The sequence below is a fragment of the Micromonospora peucetia genome (genome assembly GCF_900091625.1).
GTDB lineage: Bacteria > Actinomycetota > Actinomycetes > Mycobacteriales > Micromonosporaceae > Micromonospora > Micromonospora peucetia.
The window spans coordinates 6,589,440-6,607,574 of record NZ_FMIC01000002.1 but is presented as its reverse complement, the minus strand read 5'-3'; the positions used below and the strand labels follow the sequence as shown (position 1 = coordinate 6,607,574).

17 protein-coding genes, 6 pseudogenes and 1 CRISPR repeat array (1 of these 24 cut by a window edge) are annotated in these 18,135 nt (G+C 69.4%); of the genes and pseudogenes, 13 read left to right on the top strand and 10 right to left on the bottom strand.

What is annotated here, in order from left to right; all coding sequences use genetic code 11:
* Window positions 1-35: 35 nt before the first annotated feature.
* The 4 genes and pseudogenes from GA0070608_RS28840 to GA0070608_RS28825 form a co-directional block, all read left to right on the top strand.
* Window positions 36-956, top strand: a complete 921-nt coding sequence (locus GA0070608_RS28840; RefSeq protein WP_342672661.1) for a TIGR03885 family FMN-dependent LLM class oxidoreductase — start codon at window positions 36-38, stop codon at window positions 954-956.
* Window positions 953-2,764: a glycoside hydrolase family 15 protein gene (locus GA0070608_RS28835; protein WP_091632387.1), complete on the top strand. Its 1,812-nt coding sequence runs from the start codon at window positions 953-955 to the stop codon at window positions 2,762-2,764. Before GA0070608_RS28840 ends, GA0070608_RS28835 begins: the two co-directional genes overlap by 4 nt.
* A gap of 400 nt (window positions 2,765-3,164) precedes the next feature.
* Window positions 3,165-3,587, top strand: a complete 423-nt coding sequence (locus GA0070608_RS28830; protein ID WP_091632384.1) for a response regulator — start codon at window positions 3,165-3,167, stop codon at window positions 3,585-3,587.
* A gap of 177 nt (window positions 3,588-3,764) precedes the next feature.
* Window positions 3,765-4,346: pseudogene (locus tag GA0070608_RS28825) on the top strand (IS701 family transposase); the annotation flags it as partial.
* 596 nt (window positions 4,347-4,942) lie between these two features.
* Here the strand turns inward: GA0070608_RS28825 and GA0070608_RS28820 are convergent.
* From GA0070608_RS28820 to GA0070608_RS33805, 5 genes and pseudogenes are all read right to left on the bottom strand, one after another.
* Window positions 4,943-5,536: an RNaseH domain-containing protein gene (locus tag GA0070608_RS28820; RefSeq protein WP_281186186.1), complete on the bottom strand. Its 594-nt coding sequence runs from the start codon at window positions 5,534-5,536 to the stop codon at window positions 4,943-4,945.
* A gap of 37 nt (window positions 5,537-5,573) precedes the next feature.
* Window positions 5,574-6,704: an FUSC family protein gene (locus tag GA0070608_RS28815; protein ID WP_091632381.1), complete on the bottom strand. Its 1,131-nt coding sequence runs from the start codon at window positions 6,702-6,704 to the stop codon at window positions 5,574-5,576.
* A gap of 208 nt (window positions 6,705-6,912) precedes the next feature.
* Window positions 6,913-6,975, bottom strand: a pseudogene (locus GA0070608_RS34430) (sensory rhodopsin transducer); the annotation flags it as partial.
* Window positions 6,976-7,039: 64 nt separating this feature from the next.
* A pseudogene (locus GA0070608_RS34075) lies at window positions 7,040-7,114 on the bottom strand (sensory rhodopsin transducer); the annotation flags it as partial.
* A 96-nt stretch (window positions 7,115-7,210) separates the two neighbouring features.
* Window positions 7,211-7,456, bottom strand: coding sequence for a D-arabinono-1,4-lactone oxidase (locus tag GA0070608_RS33805; protein ID WP_245716159.1), 246 nt, complete (start codon window positions 7,454-7,456; stop codon window positions 7,211-7,213).
* Window positions 7,457-7,528: 72 nt separating this feature from the next.
* Here GA0070608_RS33805 and GA0070608_RS28800 point away from each other — a divergent pair.
* From GA0070608_RS28800 to GA0070608_RS33800, 3 genes and pseudogenes are all read left to right on the top strand, one after another.
* Window positions 7,529-7,753: pseudogene (locus GA0070608_RS28800) on the top strand (response regulator); the annotation flags it as partial.
* A 111-nt stretch (window positions 7,754-7,864) separates the two neighbouring features.
* Complete coding sequence (locus GA0070608_RS28795) at window positions 7,865-8,092, top strand: hypothetical protein (RefSeq protein ID WP_141719588.1); 228 nt, start codon at window positions 7,865-7,867, stop codon at window positions 8,090-8,092.
* A gap of 55 nt (window positions 8,093-8,147) precedes the next feature.
* Window positions 8,148-8,786, top strand: coding sequence for an NADPH-dependent F420 reductase (locus GA0070608_RS33800; protein WP_091632375.1), 639 nt, complete (start codon window positions 8,148-8,150; stop codon window positions 8,784-8,786).
* A 179-nt stretch (window positions 8,787-8,965) separates the two neighbouring features.
* On the opposite strand, the pseudogene GA0070608_RS34420 reads toward GA0070608_RS33800, so the two are convergent.
* Window positions 8,966-9,376, bottom strand: a pseudogene (locus tag GA0070608_RS34420) (transposase); the annotation flags it as partial.
* Window positions 9,377-9,520: 144 nt separating this feature from the next.
* On the opposite strand from GA0070608_RS34420, the pseudogene GA0070608_RS34415 reads away from it, so the two are divergent.
* The 3 genes and pseudogenes from GA0070608_RS34415 to GA0070608_RS28775 all read left to right on the top strand — a co-directional run.
* Window positions 9,521-9,722 (top strand): annotated as a pseudogene (locus tag GA0070608_RS34415) (hypothetical protein); the annotation flags it as partial.
* Window positions 9,723-9,796: 74 nt separating this feature from the next.
* Window positions 9,797-10,468, top strand: coding sequence for an NBR1-Ig-like domain-containing protein (locus GA0070608_RS28780; protein WP_091632369.1), 672 nt, complete (start codon window positions 9,797-9,799; stop codon window positions 10,466-10,468).
* A 90-nt stretch (window positions 10,469-10,558) separates the two neighbouring features.
* Entirely contained in the window at window positions 10,559-11,206 is a 648-nt protein-coding gene (locus tag GA0070608_RS28775; protein ID WP_091632366.1) for a helix-turn-helix domain-containing protein, read from the top strand.
* Between the two features lie 27 nt (window positions 11,207-11,233).
* Here GA0070608_RS28775 and GA0070608_RS28770 read toward each other — a convergent pair whose 3' ends face one another.
* From GA0070608_RS28770 to GA0070608_RS28760, 3 genes are read right to left on the bottom strand one after another with little or no spacing between them, the layout of a single operon-like run.
* Window positions 11,234-12,145, bottom strand: coding sequence for an SH3 domain-containing protein (locus GA0070608_RS28770; protein WP_091632363.1), 912 nt, complete (start codon window positions 12,143-12,145; stop codon window positions 11,234-11,236).
* A gap of 15 nt (window positions 12,146-12,160) precedes the next feature.
* Window positions 12,161-12,754 (bottom strand): hypothetical protein, encoded by a 594-nt coding sequence (locus GA0070608_RS28765; RefSeq protein ID WP_091632360.1) that lies wholly within the window; start codon window positions 12,752-12,754, stop codon window positions 12,161-12,163.
* An 11-nt stretch (window positions 12,755-12,765) separates the two neighbouring features.
* The gene (locus GA0070608_RS28760; protein ID WP_091632356.1) at window positions 12,766-13,497 is read right to left on the bottom strand and encodes a hypothetical protein; all 732 of its coding nucleotides are present in this window, start codon (window positions 13,495-13,497) and stop codon (window positions 12,766-12,768) included.
* 408 nt (window positions 13,498-13,905) lie between these two features.
* Here GA0070608_RS28760 and GA0070608_RS28755 point away from each other — a divergent pair, with 408 nt between their 5' ends.
* The 3 genes from GA0070608_RS28755 (at window position 13,906) to GA0070608_RS32905 (ending at window position 16,769) form a co-directional block, all read left to right on the top strand.
* A complete protein-coding gene (locus tag GA0070608_RS28755) occupies window positions 13,906-14,244 on the top strand; it encodes an ArsR/SmtB family transcription factor (RefSeq protein ID WP_091632353.1) in 339 nt (112 codons plus the stop codon).
* Window positions 14,241-15,935, top strand: coding sequence for a SulP family inorganic anion transporter (locus GA0070608_RS28750; RefSeq protein WP_091632350.1), 1,695 nt, complete (start codon window positions 14,241-14,243; stop codon window positions 15,933-15,935). Before GA0070608_RS28755 ends, GA0070608_RS28750 begins: the two co-directional genes overlap by 4 nt.
* Window positions 15,936-16,229: 294 nt before the next feature.
* Window positions 16,230-16,769 carry a hypothetical protein gene (locus GA0070608_RS32905; RefSeq protein WP_141719579.1) on the top strand — a complete coding sequence of 180 codons (540 nt, stop codon included), beginning with the start codon at window positions 16,230-16,232 and terminating at the stop codon, window positions 16,767-16,769.
* A gap of 329 nt (window positions 16,770-17,098) precedes the next feature.
* Here GA0070608_RS32905 and GA0070608_RS32900 read toward each other — a convergent pair whose 3' ends face one another.
* Window positions 17,099-17,365, bottom strand: a complete 267-nt coding sequence (locus GA0070608_RS32900; protein WP_176733885.1) for a hypothetical protein — start codon at window positions 17,363-17,365, stop codon at window positions 17,099-17,101.
* A gap of 328 nt (window positions 17,366-17,693) precedes the next feature.
* A CRISPR array of direct repeats spans window positions 17,694-18,135; the repeat unit is 28 nt; unit sequence GGATCACCCCCGCGTGCGCGGGGAGCAG (it continues 136 nt past the right edge of the window).

The window sequence follows — 18,135 nt, the reverse complement described above, 5'->3', positions numbered from 1 at the left end:
ATGCCCGTCTACGGCTACCACGCCTCACATGAGCAATTCCCCCGAGCGCGCTGCTGCGGCTGACCGAGGCGGCCGAACAGGCCGGGTTCAGGCGGGCCATGTGCTCCGACCACTTCGCGCCGTTCGGTGAGGAACAGGGGCAATCCGGGTTCGCCTGGTCGTGGCTGGGCGCCGCACTGGCCCGAACCAACCTGCCGCTGGGCGTGGTCAACGCGCCCGGGCAGCGCTACCACCCGGCGATCGTCGCCCAGGCCGCCGCGACCCTGGCAGAGATGTTTCCCGGCCGGTTCTGGCTCGCCGTGGGCAGCGGGCAGGCGCTCAACGAACACGTCACGGGGGACCGGTGGCCGAGCAAGCCGGAGCGCAATGCCCGGCTGCGGGAGTGCGTGGAGGTGATCCGTCGGCTCTTCGCCGGCGAGTGCGTCACTCACCGCGGCTCGGTTACCGTCGACCGGGCCGTGCTGTGGTCGCGGCCGGTGCAGTCACCCCCGCTGTACGCGGCGGCGGTGACTCCCGAGACGGCCCGCTGGGCGGGCTCCTGGGCAGACGGTCTGATTACCGTCAACCAGGGCGTCGAGACGGTACGGCGGGTGGTGGAGGCGTACCGGGACGGCGGGGGCGGGGGGCCGGTGCTGTTGCAGGTGCACCTGTCCTGGGCCGCCGACGAGGACACGGCGCTGCGGGTGGCGCACGAGCAGTGGCGTACCGGCATCCTGGGCAGCGATGTGGGCTGGGACCTGGTTACTCCGGCGGACTTCGCGGAGGCGACGGCCTACGTGCGGCCGCAGGACATGCGCGAGCACGTGTTGGTCTCCAGCGACCCCGAACGACACGCGCACTGGCTGCACGAGTACGCCGCGCTCGGCATCGACGAGATGTACCTGCACCATGTCGGACGCGACCAGGACCGCTTCCTCGAGGTCTTCGCCGCCCGAGTACTACCGGAGCTGTCATGAGCTTCCCACCGATTGACGCGTACGCGTTTCTGTCGGACACCCACACCACCGCGCTGGTGGGGCCGGACGGCACGGTCGACTGGTTCTGCGTACCTCATGCGGAGGGCGACGCGGTCCTGGCCAGGCTCCTCGACCGCGAGGTCGGCGGTCGGTTCGCACTCACCGTCGCCGGCTGCCCGGCACCCACCCGCCGCTACCTGCCCGAGACGCTGGTGCTGGAGAACCGGTGGGACAGCCCGGACGGCACGGCAGTCGGCCACGACCTGCTCGCGATCGGGCCCGGCGATGCGACCCAACCGGTCCGCGCCGAGCATGTGCTGCTGCGCCGGGTGCGCGCCGGGACGGGCGTGGTCCGGGTCCGGGTGGAACTGACCCCGCGCCCCGGGTATGGCGCGCACCCGGTCCGCTGGGAGCGCTGCGCCGGCGGCTGGCACGCGGTCGGGACTCCGCTGCGGCTGGCCACGGACCGGTCCGCGTCGGTGGCCGGCGGGACGCTGATCATCGACGCGGAACTGCATGCCGGGCAGAGCGTCATGCTCCTTCTCGGCTATGCCGACACCGTTCCCGACATCGCCAGCGCGGACCGGCTGTGGGACCGGACCACCGCGACCTGGCGGGACTGGTCGGCGCGCAGCGACTACACCGGCTTCGCCGCCGACGCGGTAGGACACAGTGCCCTGGTGCTGCGCGGCCTGTCGTACGACGAGACCGGCGCGCTCCTAGCCGCCTCGACCACCTCGCTGCCCGAGGAGATCGGCGGGGTACGCAACTGGGACTACCGCTACACCTGGCACCGCGACGCCGCCCTGCTGCTGCTAGCCCTTTTCCGCCTCGGCCACGCCGAGGAAGGCCGCCGCTACATGCACTTCCTGCTTGGCCTCTGCGCCCGACAACACCCGCTCGCCCCGCTGGTCGGCATTCACGGCCACACCACCGCCGAACAGCAACTGCCGCACCTGTCCGGCTACGCCCACTCCGCACCTGTCCGCATCGGCAACGAAGCCGCCGACCAGACCCAGTTCGACACCTACGGGCACCTTCTCGACGCAGCCCTGACCTACCAGCAGCTCACCGGCGAACTGACCGGCGATCAGTGGGCGCTGCTGCGCCGACACGTCGACATGATGGCCCAGCGGTGGCATGAGCCCGACCACGGCTCCTGGGAGATCCGCGGCCCATGCCGTCACTACGTGAACTCCAAGGTCATGACCTGGGTCTGCCTCGATCGCGGCATCCGCCTCGCCGAACTGCTCGCCGACCGGACCGTGCCGATGAACCGGTGGCGGCAGGTCCGGGACACACTGCACGCCGAGGTCCTTGACCGAGGCTATGACCAGCGACTGGGCAGCTTCATCATGGCGTACGACTCGACCGACCTCGACGCCTCCCTGCTGCGGATGCCGCTGGTCGGATTCCTGCCCGGCGACGACCCGCGGATGGTAGCGACCATCGAGCGGATCCGGGACGAACTTTCCATCGCGCCCGCCCTGATCCGCCGTTACCGAATCGATGACGGGTTGCCGGGTGAGGAGGGTGCCTTCCTGCTGTGCTGCTTCGAGCTGGTCTCCGCCCTCGTGCTGGCCGGCGAGCATGCCGAAGCCCGTAACCTCTTCGATCGCCTAATGAGCCACGCCGGGCCGCTCGGCCTGCAGCCCGAGGAGCGCGGGGCCGACGGCACCGCCTTGGGCAACCATCCACAGGCGTTCACCCACCTCGCACTGATTGAGGCGGCACTGAACCTCGACGCGGCCGGCGACCGCGACGCCCTGCACGCCTGGGCCGAGCGGAAGCAGCCCAACACAACCTGACCTACCTGCCGGTCGCGTTCTACTTCCTGAAACGCGCTGTCGGGCGGGGCCACAGCGAGCAGGTCGAGCAGGTCTACCTGGCGTTCCACGCCGGTCAGGATCTTCACGCCGGTGCGTGCGGGCAGAGCACGTCGAGGGCGAAGTAGCCGACGTCCACCCTTGGTCGTATCCCGTACCGGCAGGTGATGCGGATGCGACCTGCCACATCGCACGACACCAGGGTGGTCGACGTCGCCACCACCATCGTCCCCGTCGCTGGTCAACTGCTGCTCGTCATCTCACTTTCGCCTTCAGCTAAGGCACGGATGCGAGGATGCAAAGCTCACTAGGACAACCCCTAGCCTGAACGACATCCAACCGCTTCACACTGGTGTCCGTTCCGCGGGGTAAAGTGATCCCAATGGAAGTCCTGCTGGTCGAGGACGATCCGGGTGACGTGTTGATGACCCAGGAGGCGTTCGAGGAGCACAAGCTCCGTAACCGGCTGACCGTCGTCTCCGACGGCGCCGAGGCGCTGTCCTACCTGAGGCGCGAGGGCCAGTACGCCGACGCGGTGCAGCCGGACCTGATCCTGCTCGACCTGAACCTGCCCCGCCGCGACGGGCGGGAGGTGCTGGAGGAGATCAAGTCCGACGAGCAGCTCTGCCGGATCCCGGTCGTGGTGCTGACGACCTCCCAGGCCGACGAGGACATTCTGCGCAGCTACCAGCTGCACGCCAACGCGTACGTGACGAAGCCGGTGGACTTCGAGCGCTTCATCTCGGTGGTCCGGCAGATCAACGAGTTCTTCCTGGGCATCGTCAGACTGCCGTCACGCGGCTAATACTCCAGCCGCACTTTGCTGATCTGGCGTTTCGGCAGCTCATCGGTATGGTCGACATCCGAGTTGCCCCGGCCGTGTAGCTGCGGATATCGATGCTATCGGCAGACGGGTGGCGTGATCGGACTGCTTGTCTGTTGTAGTCGGTCGGAGGGCGGGCAAGCTCCCGTGCTTGTGTTGATCGATGAGATCGTCGGCTGGCGGGCAGGGTTGGATGATCTGTTGGTGCGTTTCGCGCGCCGGTTCGGGCGTGCGGAGCCGCGCCGGCAAGCGCTGAGCTACCTGGTCGGGTTGCTGTCGCCACTGGCGAGCAAGAATGGCTGGACTCTGGCCGAGGCCGCCGGCGATGCGACACCGGATCGGATGCAGCGGCTGCTCAACCGGTCGGCGTGGGATCCGGACGCTGTCCGTGATGACCTGTTCGCCTACGTGTCCGAGCACCTCGGCCACGACGACGGGGTGCTGATCGTCGACGAGACCGGGTTCCTGAAGAAGGGGATCAAGTCGGCCGGCGTGCAGCGCCAGTACTCGGGCACGGCCGGCCGGACGGAGAACTGCCAGCTCGGGGTGTTCCTGGCCTATGCCAGCCCGGCCGGGCGCACGCTGATCGACCGGAAGTTATATCTGCCCCGCCGCTGGTGCGAGGCCCCCGCCCGCCGCGCCGAAGCCGGCGTCGCAGCCAGCGTCGGGTTCGCCACGAAGCCCGCGCTGGGGCTGCGGATGGTCGAACGCGCCATCACCGCCGGCCTGCCAGCGAAATGGGTGGCGCGGTCTGCGTGTGTTCTCGAGAAATGGCCGACGCCTGGCACATCCCGAACGGATAGGTTGGGCAGGGTGGCCACGGGGGGAGCCGCCCTGCCCAACGATGCCATCACGGTAGACCTGGCCATCGACGTAGGACAACCCCAGGGCAGCCCGACATGCCGGCTCCTGTGCAATCCGGACCAACCCCATCGGTGCTCCCCGGCACTGGCCGTCCAGCGCCGGGCGAAGCCGGCGGCCCGTCGGCACTCCGCGTTGACGAGCGCGGCAGAGCGCGTGGTTCGGGTGCGGCGACCGATCTCATAGCAAGGACACCGATCCGGTGTCGCGAAACCGGTCGGGTCGCATCGGTCCTCGCATCGCTTGGGGACCGCGAGTGGTGATGCACCTAGCGTGTTTACGCAGGCAAAGGATGCTCAGGCCGACGTCCCACGTCCCACGTCCGAGGTCGCGGCCGGGCTCGGTGGACCTGGTGCAGCGGCGGCGGTCAAGGTTGGCCATCGCCGTCGCTGCACCAGGTCGGGGCAGCCGGTGTCAGGCGATGCCGGCGTAGTGGCGACGTCGCCGGGACCGCGAGTTGGCAGGGTGTGAGGCGCCTATTCGTCGAAGTCGTCTTCGGTGATGTCCTCGTCGGCCTCTCCGCCGGGGTCGTGGTCTCCGTAGTCGGGGTGGTCGCGGTCGGCGGTGTGGCCGAGGTGGAGCGGTGCCGGGCGGGAGGTCCGACTGTCCCAGACCAGCGCTTGGTCGCAGAGGCGGGCGATGAGGGCTGCCACGGAGCCGGCGGGCAGACCGCCCGGCTCGGGGACGGTGATCTCCACCCGGCTCGTCGCGTGCATATCCTTGCTCATGCGGCTCGCCGCGATCTCGTCGAAGTCCTCGCGGGACCTCTGAGTGCCGATCCGCATGGGGGATCGGGCGCCTTGGTGCTGGTGGGAGTCCTGGGTGAGAAGCCAGACGGGCTCGCTGTGCTGGTCGTTGAGGAACAGGACCCGCTTGTGGTAAGAGGGTTGCATCGTGTCGAGGTTGTCGCCGTCTCGGAAGGCCGTGGCGGGGCTTCCAAGTGCGACGCGGGCGATGGTGACGGCGAATCCGTCCTCTGCCAGTTGGCGACCGGGGATGGGGGATGCGACCGACGGGTTATCCCCGATGACCGGGTAGATGCTCCGCGCTTCCTCCTTGTCCAGGGCGATGATGACGCGGTTCGTGGCCGGAGGTAGGACGATGCGCTCAGCCCTGACCCGCAGCGGCGCGGCGCACCATTCGCCGTGCCTCGTCGCGGGGGACGCCCGTGGCGCGGAGCAGGTCGTTGGCGATGGTCCGCAGCTGGGACACCACGATGGTGCCGGAGAAGCCCAGATCGTGGCGACATGCCTCGCCGGCCTCCCGGACGGCCACCAGCACCCGCTCCCGCGCACCGACGGGCTCGCGGGCAGCCAGGTAATCGCGGTGCAGCATTCGGACCGCCTCGCCGTAGTGTTCGATGGCGGCGGGCAGGCCGGGCGGCACCGGCTCGTGGTCACGCAGGGTGGTGCCGATGCGGCGGACCAGGGTGCGGCTGTTGCGGAAGGCCCGTTCCATGTGATCGACGCCCTGCCGGTAGGCCGCCAGCGTCCGCCGGCGGCGCCAGCGCAGCGGCGAGTGCCGGGCAACCTCGTCGGCGGCGACGACGACTTCGTCGAGCCGGTCGAGTTCCTGCTCGGCGGCGCGCATCCGGTCGAGTAGCTCCTCAGCGGCGCGGGCGTCGCCGCAGGCCAGGGCCTCCGCGGAGGCGGTCATCTGCCTGGCGAAAACATCGAGCGCGGGGTCGGCGACGCGCCGCAGCGTCCGCGTCGGGTTGAGCGGGACGATCACGAGCACGACTAGCAGTCCGATCAATCCGCCGATCAGCGCGTTGATCGTCCGGGGCAGCTCCAGGTCGGGATTGGTCGGGGTGACGGTGGCGACCAGCACGCCCGTACCGCCGGCCTGGGCCATCAGGGCCCCGGTGCCACGGACCACCGCTGCCATGGCGATCGCTAGGAAGACGGTGGTGCCGGTCTGCCATGGCCCGGTGCCCAGCAGGCGGATCAGCATGTCACCCACGGCGATGCCGAGCACCACCCCGGCGATCAGTTCGACGGTACGCCGGGCGTTGTTGCCGATGGCGGCGGCGATCACGCCGACCGCGGCGGCCGGAGCGAAGGTCGGGTCCTGGTTGCCCAGCAGTTCGCGGGCCGTCACCCACGCCAGGGCTGCGGCGAGGCCGGCCTGCACCGCGAGGATGAAGTACGTCTGCATCCGCCGGTAGGCCTTCTGGCAGGTCTGGCGCAGCCCGGAGTCCGCCTTGGTCGCTGACTGTTTGCACTGCGAGACCCGCATGGGCGCGGGGTACCCGACGTGCCGAGATCCGAACGTCAGGCGGGGTGGGCCATGACGCCGGTGAGCGCGACGACGCCGGGCAGGCGGGTGTCCTGGCGCAGGAACTGCACCACCACCGGCGCCGACGAGCGCAGCAGGCAGTCGTAGGGACGGTCGCGGCGGACGGCTCCGTGTCGATCAGGTCGTTGACCCGGACGTGTCGGATTCGTCGCGCGCCGACCAGGATCCGGTACGGCCCGACGGGCTCGGCGTCCTCGTAGTAGACGTCCAGGCTGACCTCGGCGTCCTGGTCGGTGGCGTTTGAGCACGCAGAGCTGGTCGAAGCTGGTGAACTCGGGTTCGGGGCCGTGGCCGGGGAACGGCACGTGCCCGCCTGGGACGACCCACGTGCGGGCACCGATCTGCGCCATCACGCCTCCTCGAGCAACCGGGCCAGGTCAGTGGTGAGGAACAACCCGTCCGGGTCCAGTCGACGACGCAACGCCTGGAAGTCGTCCCAATAAGGATTAGAGCGGACGTAGCTCGCGGGCGGTCAGCCAGTGCTTCTTGCCCCAGTGTGCCCGGCCGCCGTACTGCCGGAAGACCGCCTCCATGTCCTGGAAGTACTCCTCGTATGGCAGCGAGGTGTTCTGCAGGCAGGCGATGGTGGTGGGCCGGCCGTACGTGTTGCTGAGCCAGATGTCGTCGGGGGCGATGGTGCGTACCAGCACCCGCAGCCGACGAAGCACGCCGCAAACCTCCGAGGGCAGCATGTACTCGATCTCCTCGAACCGCAACTCCCTGTGGCGGGGGATGGCCTGGTGGGTGGAGGCCATGTGGACCTCCAGGTGCTGGAGGAGATCACGAAGGACGAGCAGCTCTGCCGGATCCCGGTCGTGGGTGCTGACGACCTCCCAGGCCGTCGAGGACATCCTGCGCAGCTACCAGCTACCAGCTTGCGCGCCAACGCGTACGTGACCAAGCCGGTGGACTTCGAGCGCTTCATCTCGGTGGTCCGGCAGATCGACGAGTTCTTCGTCAGCGTGGTCAAGCTGCCGGCACGCGCCTGACATTCTCCTCGGCAAACCCCCACCTCTTACCGCAGCGGGATGGGTAGGAAGCCGTCACTCGCGCGGTCGAGGTAGCCCAGCTCTGCGGCATTAAATCCGCTGGGGAGGGCGGTGACCCGCGCACCCCGAACTGCCGTGCCGAACGACTGCCTCATCGATGGCCGAAACCACGTCATCCCCTTCGACCGCGACTACCATGACACGTCGATCGACCTGTCCACGGTTGTTGGGTTGCAGGCCGATGTGGACGGCATCCGCAGACGCCCCTCCGACTGCGGCACCGAGGCCGAAGCTCCTGGTTGCGGCCTTCCCGTCAGCGGTCAAGGGGATGCGCTGTAAGCCGGTTTGGTGCGAGACGAGTTGGGTACCCGGCGGCGGACGGAAAGGGTAGGTCATGCGCATTGGGATTATCGGTGCGGGCAGGATCGGCTCGACTCTCGCTCGTGACTGCGCCGCCGCTGGCCACGACGTTGTGATAGCCAACTCTCGCGAACCGCAGACCCTAGACGGTTTGATCGATGAACTCGGGGGCCGGGTCAGGGCGGTGACTGTCGAGGACGCCGCGCGGTTCGGTGAGGTGGTCGTCGTGTCGATCCCCTTCGGCCGCTACCGGCAGCTACCGTCGCAAGCGCTAGCCGGGAAGATCGTCATCGACACCATGAACTACATGCCGGAACGAGACGGACCATTCCCTGAACTGGACCAGGACCAGACGACCTCCAGCGAGATGCTCGCGTCGCACCTGCCCGGTGCCCGGGTCGTCAAGACGTTCAACGCCCTGCAGTGGGAGCATCTGCGGGACTACGGCCTCAGGTCTACGGCCCTGGACCGGTTCGGGATGACGGTATCCGGCGACGTCGAGTCCAAACCGGTGGTGTTCGACCTGGTGCACCAGATCGGCTTCGACCCGATCGACGCGGGTGACCTGCCCCACGGAGGGCGCAAGCACCAGCCGGGAGCGCCGACGTTCCACGCCGACCTTATCGCCGAGGAACTACGCGCCAGGATCGGCGCTCCCGTCGAGACGCAATGACAGCCCGGCGACGATGACGACCTGGCGGGCCGTTCTCGATCGCGAACAATCCAAACCCACAAGCCCGCCGACCCGACCATGCCTACCCAACCCTTCGTGAAGGTGGTGGTAGAACCACATAGGGTGAGCGGGTGCAGGCCACCCTCGCGACACTCGGCTACGTCCTTCATTCCGACGGCGAGTGGGTGTTGTTGATCCGGCGGGACAAGGTAGAAGGCCAGCTTTCCGGTGGTTGCGGTTGCGGCGGATGAGTAGCCACCGGTGCTCACCCAGGGTGGTGGCGGTGGTGATTCAGGCCCGCAGGTAGTCGTGGGGTCCTTTCGCCCCTGGCCCGCAGCTTTGCGGCTGCCACTCGGTGGTGGGGATCCGGTCGGCGAGGTCGTCGACCGGATGAGGGTGCGACTGTTGTTGACGTGTACGCGTCGGTCGCAGCCGACCGCCAGGACGTAGCCGATTCTGCGGTGTTCGAGGTCTGCGCGCAGGTCGGGGTCGGCGCCGTAGACCTCGTCGTCGGTCACCCACTCGGCGGGCACACCGGTGTCCAACGCGGCGGCGATCATCTGCCGGGCCAGGGCCGGCTTCGTAGCACTGACCAGGCTACGAGCCGATCCACGCACCCGGGCTTACGTTCTGAGACGAACATCAGAAGGACGAACCAAACGCGAGATCCTACGCTGCGTGAAGCGGTAATTGGCTCGCGGAATATTCAAGATCATAAGCGGTGTCGCCCGCGCCGTCGGCACCTTGACAAACGTGGGGGCATCGAACAAGCCGCGCTGGAAGTGCTCTACCTGGCACTCATGAGCCTGGACCGGCGCCGGCCGCCGGCGATGGACCATGCGCTGGAAGGCGCCGTTGAAGGCCTTCCAGACCGCCTTGAGGGCCGGCTCACCCCGCCAGCCACTGATCAACTCAACAACCATGATCAGCCGGTAACTTGACGCTCCCCGGCGGCGGTGCCGTCGGGGAGGCTTCTTGAAGATCGATTGCGGTCGAAATATCCTGCCCCGGTGGGTAGCAAATCGAACTGGGCCGTCATCGGCGAGATCATGCGGTCCCTGCGATCTGGCGCGGGGATGTCGCTCACCGACGCCTCCCAGATGATGGGGGTGAGTAAGGGGCACCTGAGCCACGTCGAGTGTGGTCGGGACCGGCCCGGCGTGGGGCTCATCGAGCGTTACGAGGAGATGTTCAGTGCCGACGGGCTGCTGTGGTCGGCGTACATCGCGGCCCGTACGAACCGGCAGGCACTGCCGCAACCAGCCGTGGACGGCCGCTATCCGGTACCGGGCGACGCGGTGCATTTCATCCGGGACGTCACCGTCCCCGACGGTACGGTGCTGCCGCCGGACTTCTCGTTCCGGAAGGTGTGGCGGGTGGGAAACGTCGGTTCCGTCCTCTGGCAGGGACGCTGGCTGGCCCGGGTCGGCTCTCCGTTCGGGCACGGCATCCCGTGGTCGCCGTCGCGGGTGCGGATCGACGACACCAGCCAGGGCGGCGTGGTCGACATCGAGGTTCCTATGCGTACCCAGTGCATGGGCGGCACGGCCCAGGTGCGCTGGAAGATCGTCGACGAGGAAGGCTGGGACTTTTTTCCGGATCCCGGCCGGCTCGGGCTGCTGCTCACGATCATAGTGGACGAGGATGCCCCGTCCCCACCGTGGGCGGGCGAGCAGCGGTGAGGGTTGGGTGTTCGCCCAACCGGGCCAGCCACGACTACCTTCACCTCCTGGTGTCACAGGCCACGTAGGTGTCACACGAGGAGGCCGGCCTTGGCCCGTCGATCCGAACGCGTCATCTCCGTCGCGCTGGTGGACGAGCAGGAGCCGACCCGGCACGGCCTGGCCGGCTGGCTGGCGGCCGACCGCACCATCGTCGTCACCGGCTCGGCGCCGGACGTGGACACACTGCTCGCCGGTCCGGGACGCGACGCCACCGTGGTGCTGCTCGACGCGGGTCAACCCGACCGTCCCGACCTGTCCCGGGAGATCTTCACGTTGACCAAGGCGGGACGATCGGTCGTGGTGACTGCCGTCCGGTTTTCCGGACGGCTGGCCCGGGTGGCGCTCGGCAACGGTGCCGCGGGTCTGCTGAGTAAGACCGCCCCGGCAGGCGCGGCGGTACAGGCGATCCGGGCAGCCGCGGCGGGGGACCTGCTCATTCCCGTACGACTTGCCCGCGAACTGGTGGCCGCAGCCGCCGACGTACGGCTGAGCCCGCAGGAGACGACGGCCAGCCGGCTCTACGCGCAGGGGGGACTTTCACTGCCCTCGGTGGCCCGCCTCATGGGCCTGAGCCCACAGACCGTCAAGCAGTACATCGACCGGGCCCGGGGCAAGTACCGGTCGGTGGGCCGGGCCTGCCCGACGAAGGTCCACCTCTACCAGCGGCTGGTGGAGGACGGGTTGGCCGAGCACTGAGTTCCACTCGACCAACCCGATGCCACCTCAGGGCGCGATGCCGTCGAGGATGGCGTTGAGTTCTCCGATCACCCGCAGGGCGGTGGGCTTGTTCGGCGCGTAGAGCTGGCTCTCCAGCCATCCGGTGCCGTAACACCAGTAGAGGCTCCCGGACACGCACTCGCGGGTGACGTCCTTCGTCACCTGCGTGAAGCCGACCCCGTGGTTTCGCAGCAGCCAGGAGTTGCGCAGGTTGCCGGTGGAGTTGACGACGGCGTCGTGGACCGAGGTGCTCGACGAGTACCCGGAGTATGACGCGGTGTGCGCGAGTACCTGACGTACGGTCCATCCCGGATAGAGCTGCAGCGCAAGGGCCTCGTTCTCACTGAGAGACCAGTTGGGCACCTGGACGCCAGCGATCCCCACCTGCCACGCCTGCCCGCTGGGACACAGTTCCAGCGGGCCGATGTGCCGGGAACAGTGCGAGTAGGGATGGACGTTGTCGATCTCCAGTACGCCCTCCTTCAGCGACCACCAGGTGGCCCGGGACGCGTTTACCAAGCGGGTCGGTCGGGTCCCGGTAAGGCGGGGCACCGTGTTGGCGGCGATCCAGCGGACCCACTTCTCCTCGTCGGCGCTGATCCGGTAGCCGTTGACGACCAAGCCCGGCACCGCGTTCCAGTACGAGCCGTGGGTCCAACCCGCCGAGCCCTGGTAGTTGACCTGGTAAAAGCTGTTGGAGGGGGTGGGACTGAGCACCGTGGCGGTGTGGCCGACCGGCACCACCACGATCGAGCTGTACGAGGTTCCCGGCCCGGTGCGCAGGTGTACCCCCTCGATTACCTTGACCGTGGCGCCTCGCGCCGGGTTGTTCAGCCCGGCGGACGCGGGCTGGGCCGGAGCCAGCACCGCCGCGGCCACCAGCGCCGCCACGGCGACGAGCTCACGTAGTCGTCTCATCGTGCTGGCCCTCCTTCAGGTTCGGTCCGGATCGGGGTGCAGGCCGATCGCGGGGGTCAGGTAGTCCTTGACGAACTCCGGTGAACTGACGAAGGCGTCCCGGACCACGACGGTCTGGGTCACCGTCGCTGTCATGCCGGGGTCCAGCTTCATCAACTCGTACGGCACCAGGACGGCCCGCTGGTTGCCCAGGAGCCGGTCGGCCTCCTCTCCGCCGAGGACGACGACGATGGTGCGGTAGGGCCCTGGATGCTCGGTGATACCGGGACCGACCACGATGCCCTTGGCGACTCCGTCGTCCGGCAGTTGGGCGCGGCAGCCACGTTCCAGGACGGGAGTCTCGGTGCCGAAGTCGGTCCGCTCCCAGTGCGGGTGCCGGCGTACCTGCCTCAGGCCCGCCGTCAGCTGGTCCGTCACCTGCCGCTGGTTCGCCGCCCGGATGTCGGCGCAGACCCGGAGCCGTTCCCGAGTACTCACGATCAGATCGCTCTCCGGGTCGACTTGTGGCACGGCGGCGGATAGCCGCGACTCGATGAACAGCCCGAGGAAGACCGCGAGCAGGGCGGCGAGGACGCCGTACGCGGCGAGCCGGGGCAACCTCAGTGACATTTGGCGCTCCCTCAGCGGTTGGCGACCGTGCGTACCGAGGAGATGTCGTTGTCGGTCGGCTTGTAGAGGCCCGCGTTGCCACTGCAGCCGTAGTAAGCCAGGTGCATCAGGCTGGACGGGCAGCCGCCGTGGTAACTGACGTTCGGGCCGCCGTCCATCAGGCCGAATATGTGCCCGGTCTCATGGTTGATCAGCGTGTTGGAGCCGAGGTGGTCGGCGTCCATGTGCACGTAACCCCACTCGTAGTGGACGTGACTGCCGCTGGCCGCCCGGGTCTGCACGTCGAAGGTCACGCAGCTGACGTTGTCGGAGCCGCACGCCGGGACGACGGAGTTGTTCGGCCGTATCCAGTACTCATAGTCGATCTGCGACCGCCGGTCTCCGTAGGAGGAACAGGGGTTGTCCATGGGCCGGAGGTCGATCCGTGCGTCGGTGGTGCCGTCGGACTTGGTCATCAGGTGCCAGCTCGGCGTTCCCGTGCTGAACAGCGCGGACTTGATCCGGGAGAGGGCGTACGAGTGGGTGGCGCCACCGATGATCTGGACGCAGAACTCCTCGTCCTCGATGCCGTGGTACGGCGTCCAGGTGTGCATGTCGGCCAGGTGCCGCTGTTCCCAGCCGCTGTGCGAGCCGTGGGCCGACGCCGGGCTGGCCTGGAGCGTGGCCGCCACCATGCTCGCGAAGAGGATGGCCACCCACAACAGCGGGGTCTGCCGCCGGGGCGGCCGATCGGGTCCGGGCATTGTTACCTCCTGGATTGGCGTCACTGCGGCGGTACAGGGTGCGGTGCGTCATCGAAAGAGCAGCGATATCGATAGAGGTCATTGTTTATGCCGAGGTTCGGTCGGTCAGGACACTTCTTGGGCTGACAGTCGTACAGGTGTCACGGTGTGACCCCCGGTTCCTGCCGCTACGCCGGCACCACCGCTGCCCCGGCGTCAACGTCCAAGTCGTCGCCGACGCCGCCGGCCGGTTCAAGTGGATCTCACCCGCCCTGCCCGGCTCGACACGGTCTGTTCCGCGAGGACCACGCCATCGGTCGCCCGAGCCTGCTACCCGTGAGGCAGGGCCGCATGCCGCTCTTGTAGTTGAAGATTTTCGCAAGTGTTAAAGTCTGCAATCAGATGTGGCGTCGCGTGACGGAGGCTGATGTGTCGGTACCCCTCTACCAGGCGAAGGCGGAGCTGTTCCGCACCCTCGGCCACCCGGTGCGGATCCGGGTGCTGGAACTGCTCCAGGACGGCCCGAAGCCCGTCCGCGACCTGCTGGCGGCGATCGACGTCGAGGCGTCCAACCTGTCCCAGCAGCTCGCGGTGCTCCGCCGGGCCGGCATGGTCACCTCCAGCCGCGACGGAGCCCTGGTCGTCTATGCGCTCAGCACCCCGGACGTGGCCGACCTGCTGGCCGCCGGCCGCCGCATCCTCGGCAGCATGCTCACCGACCGCGACGCGCTGCTGGACGAGCTGCGGGCCGACGGGCGGGACCGGTGAGCGGGACACTCTCGTTGCGCGACCGGTTCGTCGGACTGCTGCCACCGCGCGCCGACTGGCTGGCGGTGCGCCGCTCGCCCCGGCGCGACCTGCTCGCCGGGCTGACCGTGGCGGTGGTGGCGCTGCCGCTGGCCCTTGCCTTCGGCGTCACCTCAGGGCTCGGGGCCCAGGCCGGCCTGGTGACAGCGGTGGTGGCCGGCGCTGTCGCCGCCGTCTTCGGCGGCTCCCACCTACAGGTCTCCGGGCCGACCGGGGCGATGACCGTGGTGCTGGTGCCGGTGGTCCAGCAGTTCGGCCCCACCGGCGTGCTGATGGTCGGAGCGCTGGCCGGGCTGGTGCTGATCGCGCTGGCCCTCGCCCGCCTCGGCCGGTACGTCCACTACCTGCCCGTCCCCGTGATCGAGGGATTCACCGCCGGCATCGCGGTGGTCATCGCCCTGCAACAGGTGCCGGCCGCGCTCGGGGTGTCCGGTGCGCACGGCGACCGCGTCTGGGCCGTGGCCGCCGACGCGGTCACCCGGTTCGTCGCGGACCCGCAGCCGGTCCCGGTCGCGGTGGCCCTCGGCGTCGCGGCGGTGATGCTGCTCGGTGCCCGGTGGCGTCCCGGCTGGCCGTTCTCCCTGCTCGGGGTGGCCGCCGCGACCGTCCTGGCCGAGACCGCCCCGGTCGAGCTGGCCCGCATCGGCGCTCTGCCCGCCGGCCTGCCTACGCCCTCGCTGGGCTTCCTGGACCTCGACGCTGTCGGGGTCCTGCTGCCTTCCGCCCTCGCGGTAGCGGCGCTGGCCGCGCTGGAGAGCCTGCTCTCCGCCACCGTGGCCGACGGGATGACCGTCGGCCAGCGCCACGACCCCGATCGCGAGCTGTTCGGTCAAGGGCTGGCCAACCTCGCCGCCCCGGCGTTCGGCGGGATCCCCGCCACCGCCGCCATCGCCCGTACGGCGGTGAACGTACGCGCCGGCGCGAGCTCGAAGTTGGCCGCGCTCACCCACGCCGTAGCCCTCGCCGGAATCGTGCTGGCCGCTGCGCCGCTGGTCGGCCGGATCCCGCTCGCCGCCCTGGCCGGCGTCCTGCTGGCCACCACCGTCCGGATGGTCGAGGCCGGGTCACTCTGGGCGCTGGCCCGAGCCACCCGGGGCGACGCCCTCGTGCTGGTGCTCACCTTCGCGGTCACGGTGGCGCTGGACCTGGTCACCGCCGTGGCGGTCGGGGTGGGCGTGGCGATCGTGATCGCCCTGCGCGCGGTGGCCCGCACGGCGCGCGTGGAGCAGGTCCCTCTCGACCCCGGGGAGCACAGCGCAGAGGAACAGGCCCTGCTCGCCGACCACATCGTGGCGTACCGGCTGGACGGCCCGCTCTTCTTCGCCGCCGCGCACAGCTTCCTGCTCCAACTCTCCGACGTCGCCGACGTACGCGTGGTCATCCTGCGGATGTCCCGGGTGTCCACCCTCGACGCCACCGGCGCGCAGGTGCTCGGCGACGCCATCCTCCGACTCCAGGAACGCGGCATAACCGTGCTGCTCTCCGGAATCGCGCCCGGCCACGACCAGGTGCTGGCCACCCTCGGCGTCGCCGGCCAGTTGCGCCGCGACGGCCTGGTCTTTCCCGACACCCCGGCGGCCATCCGGCACGCCCGGACCGTCGTGCTACCCAGAGGCAGAGCGGACCAGTTTGACGCAGCGAGGTACGGCTGACTGCGTGAGCCTGACCCTGGAGTAGCTGGATGTATTCAGAATCAGGCGTCATTGTGATCCTGGCGTGCGGCGCGGGCTGGCTCCACCGAAGGACTGGTTGACCTGCTCCTGCCCGCACCACTCGGCGTGCAGATCCTCGCCGATGCCGGATACCAGGGCTTGGGCGGCTCGCCATCCTGCCGGTCGTCTCCGCCACCGGCCAGGCGCTCTGCCGGGCCAAGGGTTCAGCCAACTGGCGGCGCTGACTGTGCGGACCGCCGAGTAAGCTGCCGAAGCTGATTCTGGGGAGGGCCAATGCGTTTGCGTGCCTGCATGGTGCTGGTTGTCTGTGTCCTGTCGGTGGGTGCGACCGGGTGTGGGGCCGGTCCCGCCGCGCCTGCGGCGCTTCGCGATCCGTGCGAACTGATCAACGACGAGGTGCTGGATCGGCTCGCGCCTGGCTCGGCGCGGGAGCCTCGGGCGCAACTGGGTGACATCAGCGGCAGTAGAGCGTGCGACGTTGACCTCACCGCAGGTACCGCGTCGATGCGCGGCGACCTGGAGATCACGGTCGCGGTCGACGGCAGCGAGATGTACGACGACGGGTGGCGCGCCAAGCAGTGCGCCAAGATCGGGGCCAAGCTGACGTCCAGCGGGCCCGGTGATGCCTCCTGCCTGGTGACTACTCCCTGGACCGGCGGTCAGGCACGGATCGACGGCCGAGCCTGGGTCGGCGGTGACTACGAGGTGAGCGTGACCTACCAGCTGGTCGCACCCCGGAGCTTTCCCCCAGGTGCGGAGCAGGACCTGCGCGATCTTCTCGCGGCCGGGGTCGATTCGCTGCCTGTCGGGTGACTCCTGGCCCAGCAGCAGTCCGCGGCGACTCCTGCCCCGACCGCCGAGGCTGTCGGGTGCGGGAGGTTGGTCGATGCCACCGTGCGGTCCGAGCCGGAGGTGACCGGCCACGGCGCGGGTGAACGGCCGCGCTGGCCGATTCGCCAGGCTGCGGCGGGTGGTCGCCTCACCGAAGGTGTGCCGGCCGGCGTCCATCACGGCGACCAGGCGATAGAATGTCGCCGTCGACGGCATCGGCACCATACCCGCGTGCTCGACGGCCAGCAACTGCTCCACCCGGTGCCGCAGCCGCGACCGGGTGCCTGTCGACTCCCCGGTCTCGGCCACCATCACAGCCTCGACCGCCGCGACCACCTGGTCGTCGACCCGACCTTAGGAGGACGCCGGGCGAGTGGCCCGGTGGTCGACCAGGCCCACAGCCCTTCAGACCGGTAGCGCAGCCGCATCCGCTTGACCGTGACCGCGCTGGTCGGCTGCCCCGCCTCGGTCGCCTTGACCGCCTCCCGCTCCGCCAACGTGTGCCGAGCCGGGTCGTAGGGCTCGCGCGGCCGGACACCTGCCGGCGAGGCCGGCGGCAACCCGGTCTGCATCTCCACGACGTGCCGCTCCCACTGCCGGGCCCGCCGCCGCACCGTCGCCGGCAGCGCGTCGAGCAGCCCGACCGGATCCAGCCGGACCGGCGGCGGACCCGCACCGGCTACCCGCGAACTATCGGAGGCCGTCGAGCTACCGATGATCTGCGAGGGACCACCCCCGCGTGCGCGGGGAGCAGGCGCGACGGCGGAGGCGTGACGTGGAGATCCTGGGATCACCCCCGCGTGCGCGGGGAGCAGTCACCGAGGATCCCGGCGACCCGGGACGACACCGGATCACCCCGCGTGCTCGGGAGCAGAAGGTCTTGTCGGGCGCCGTGGTGACGACGGACGGATCACCCCCGCGTGCGCGGGGAGCAGACCCGGTCGCTGTCAGGTGGCACGGCGTGGGACGGATCACCCCCGCGTGCGCGGGGAGCAGGGCATCTCCCGGGTGAAGGAGAAGTCCGACGAGGGATCACCCCCGCGTGCGCGGGGAGCAGGTGCCGGCCCCGCTACTGCTGTCTCGGGTCGTAGGATCACCCCCGCGTGCGCGGGGAGCAGCTGTTCGCCACCGAGCGCGGATACCTGTGCCGCGGATCACCCCCGCGTGCGCGGGGAGCAGGCTGCGTCCACTCGATGCTGGTGTCAGCCATGGGGATCACCCCCGCGTGCGCGGGGAGCAGGCGTCCCGCCGGCCGATAGCCCGGCCTGTGACGGGATCACCCCCGCGTGCGCGGGGAGCAGCCGGGCGCGTACGAAGAAGCTGGGTCAGCACGGGGATCACCCCCGCG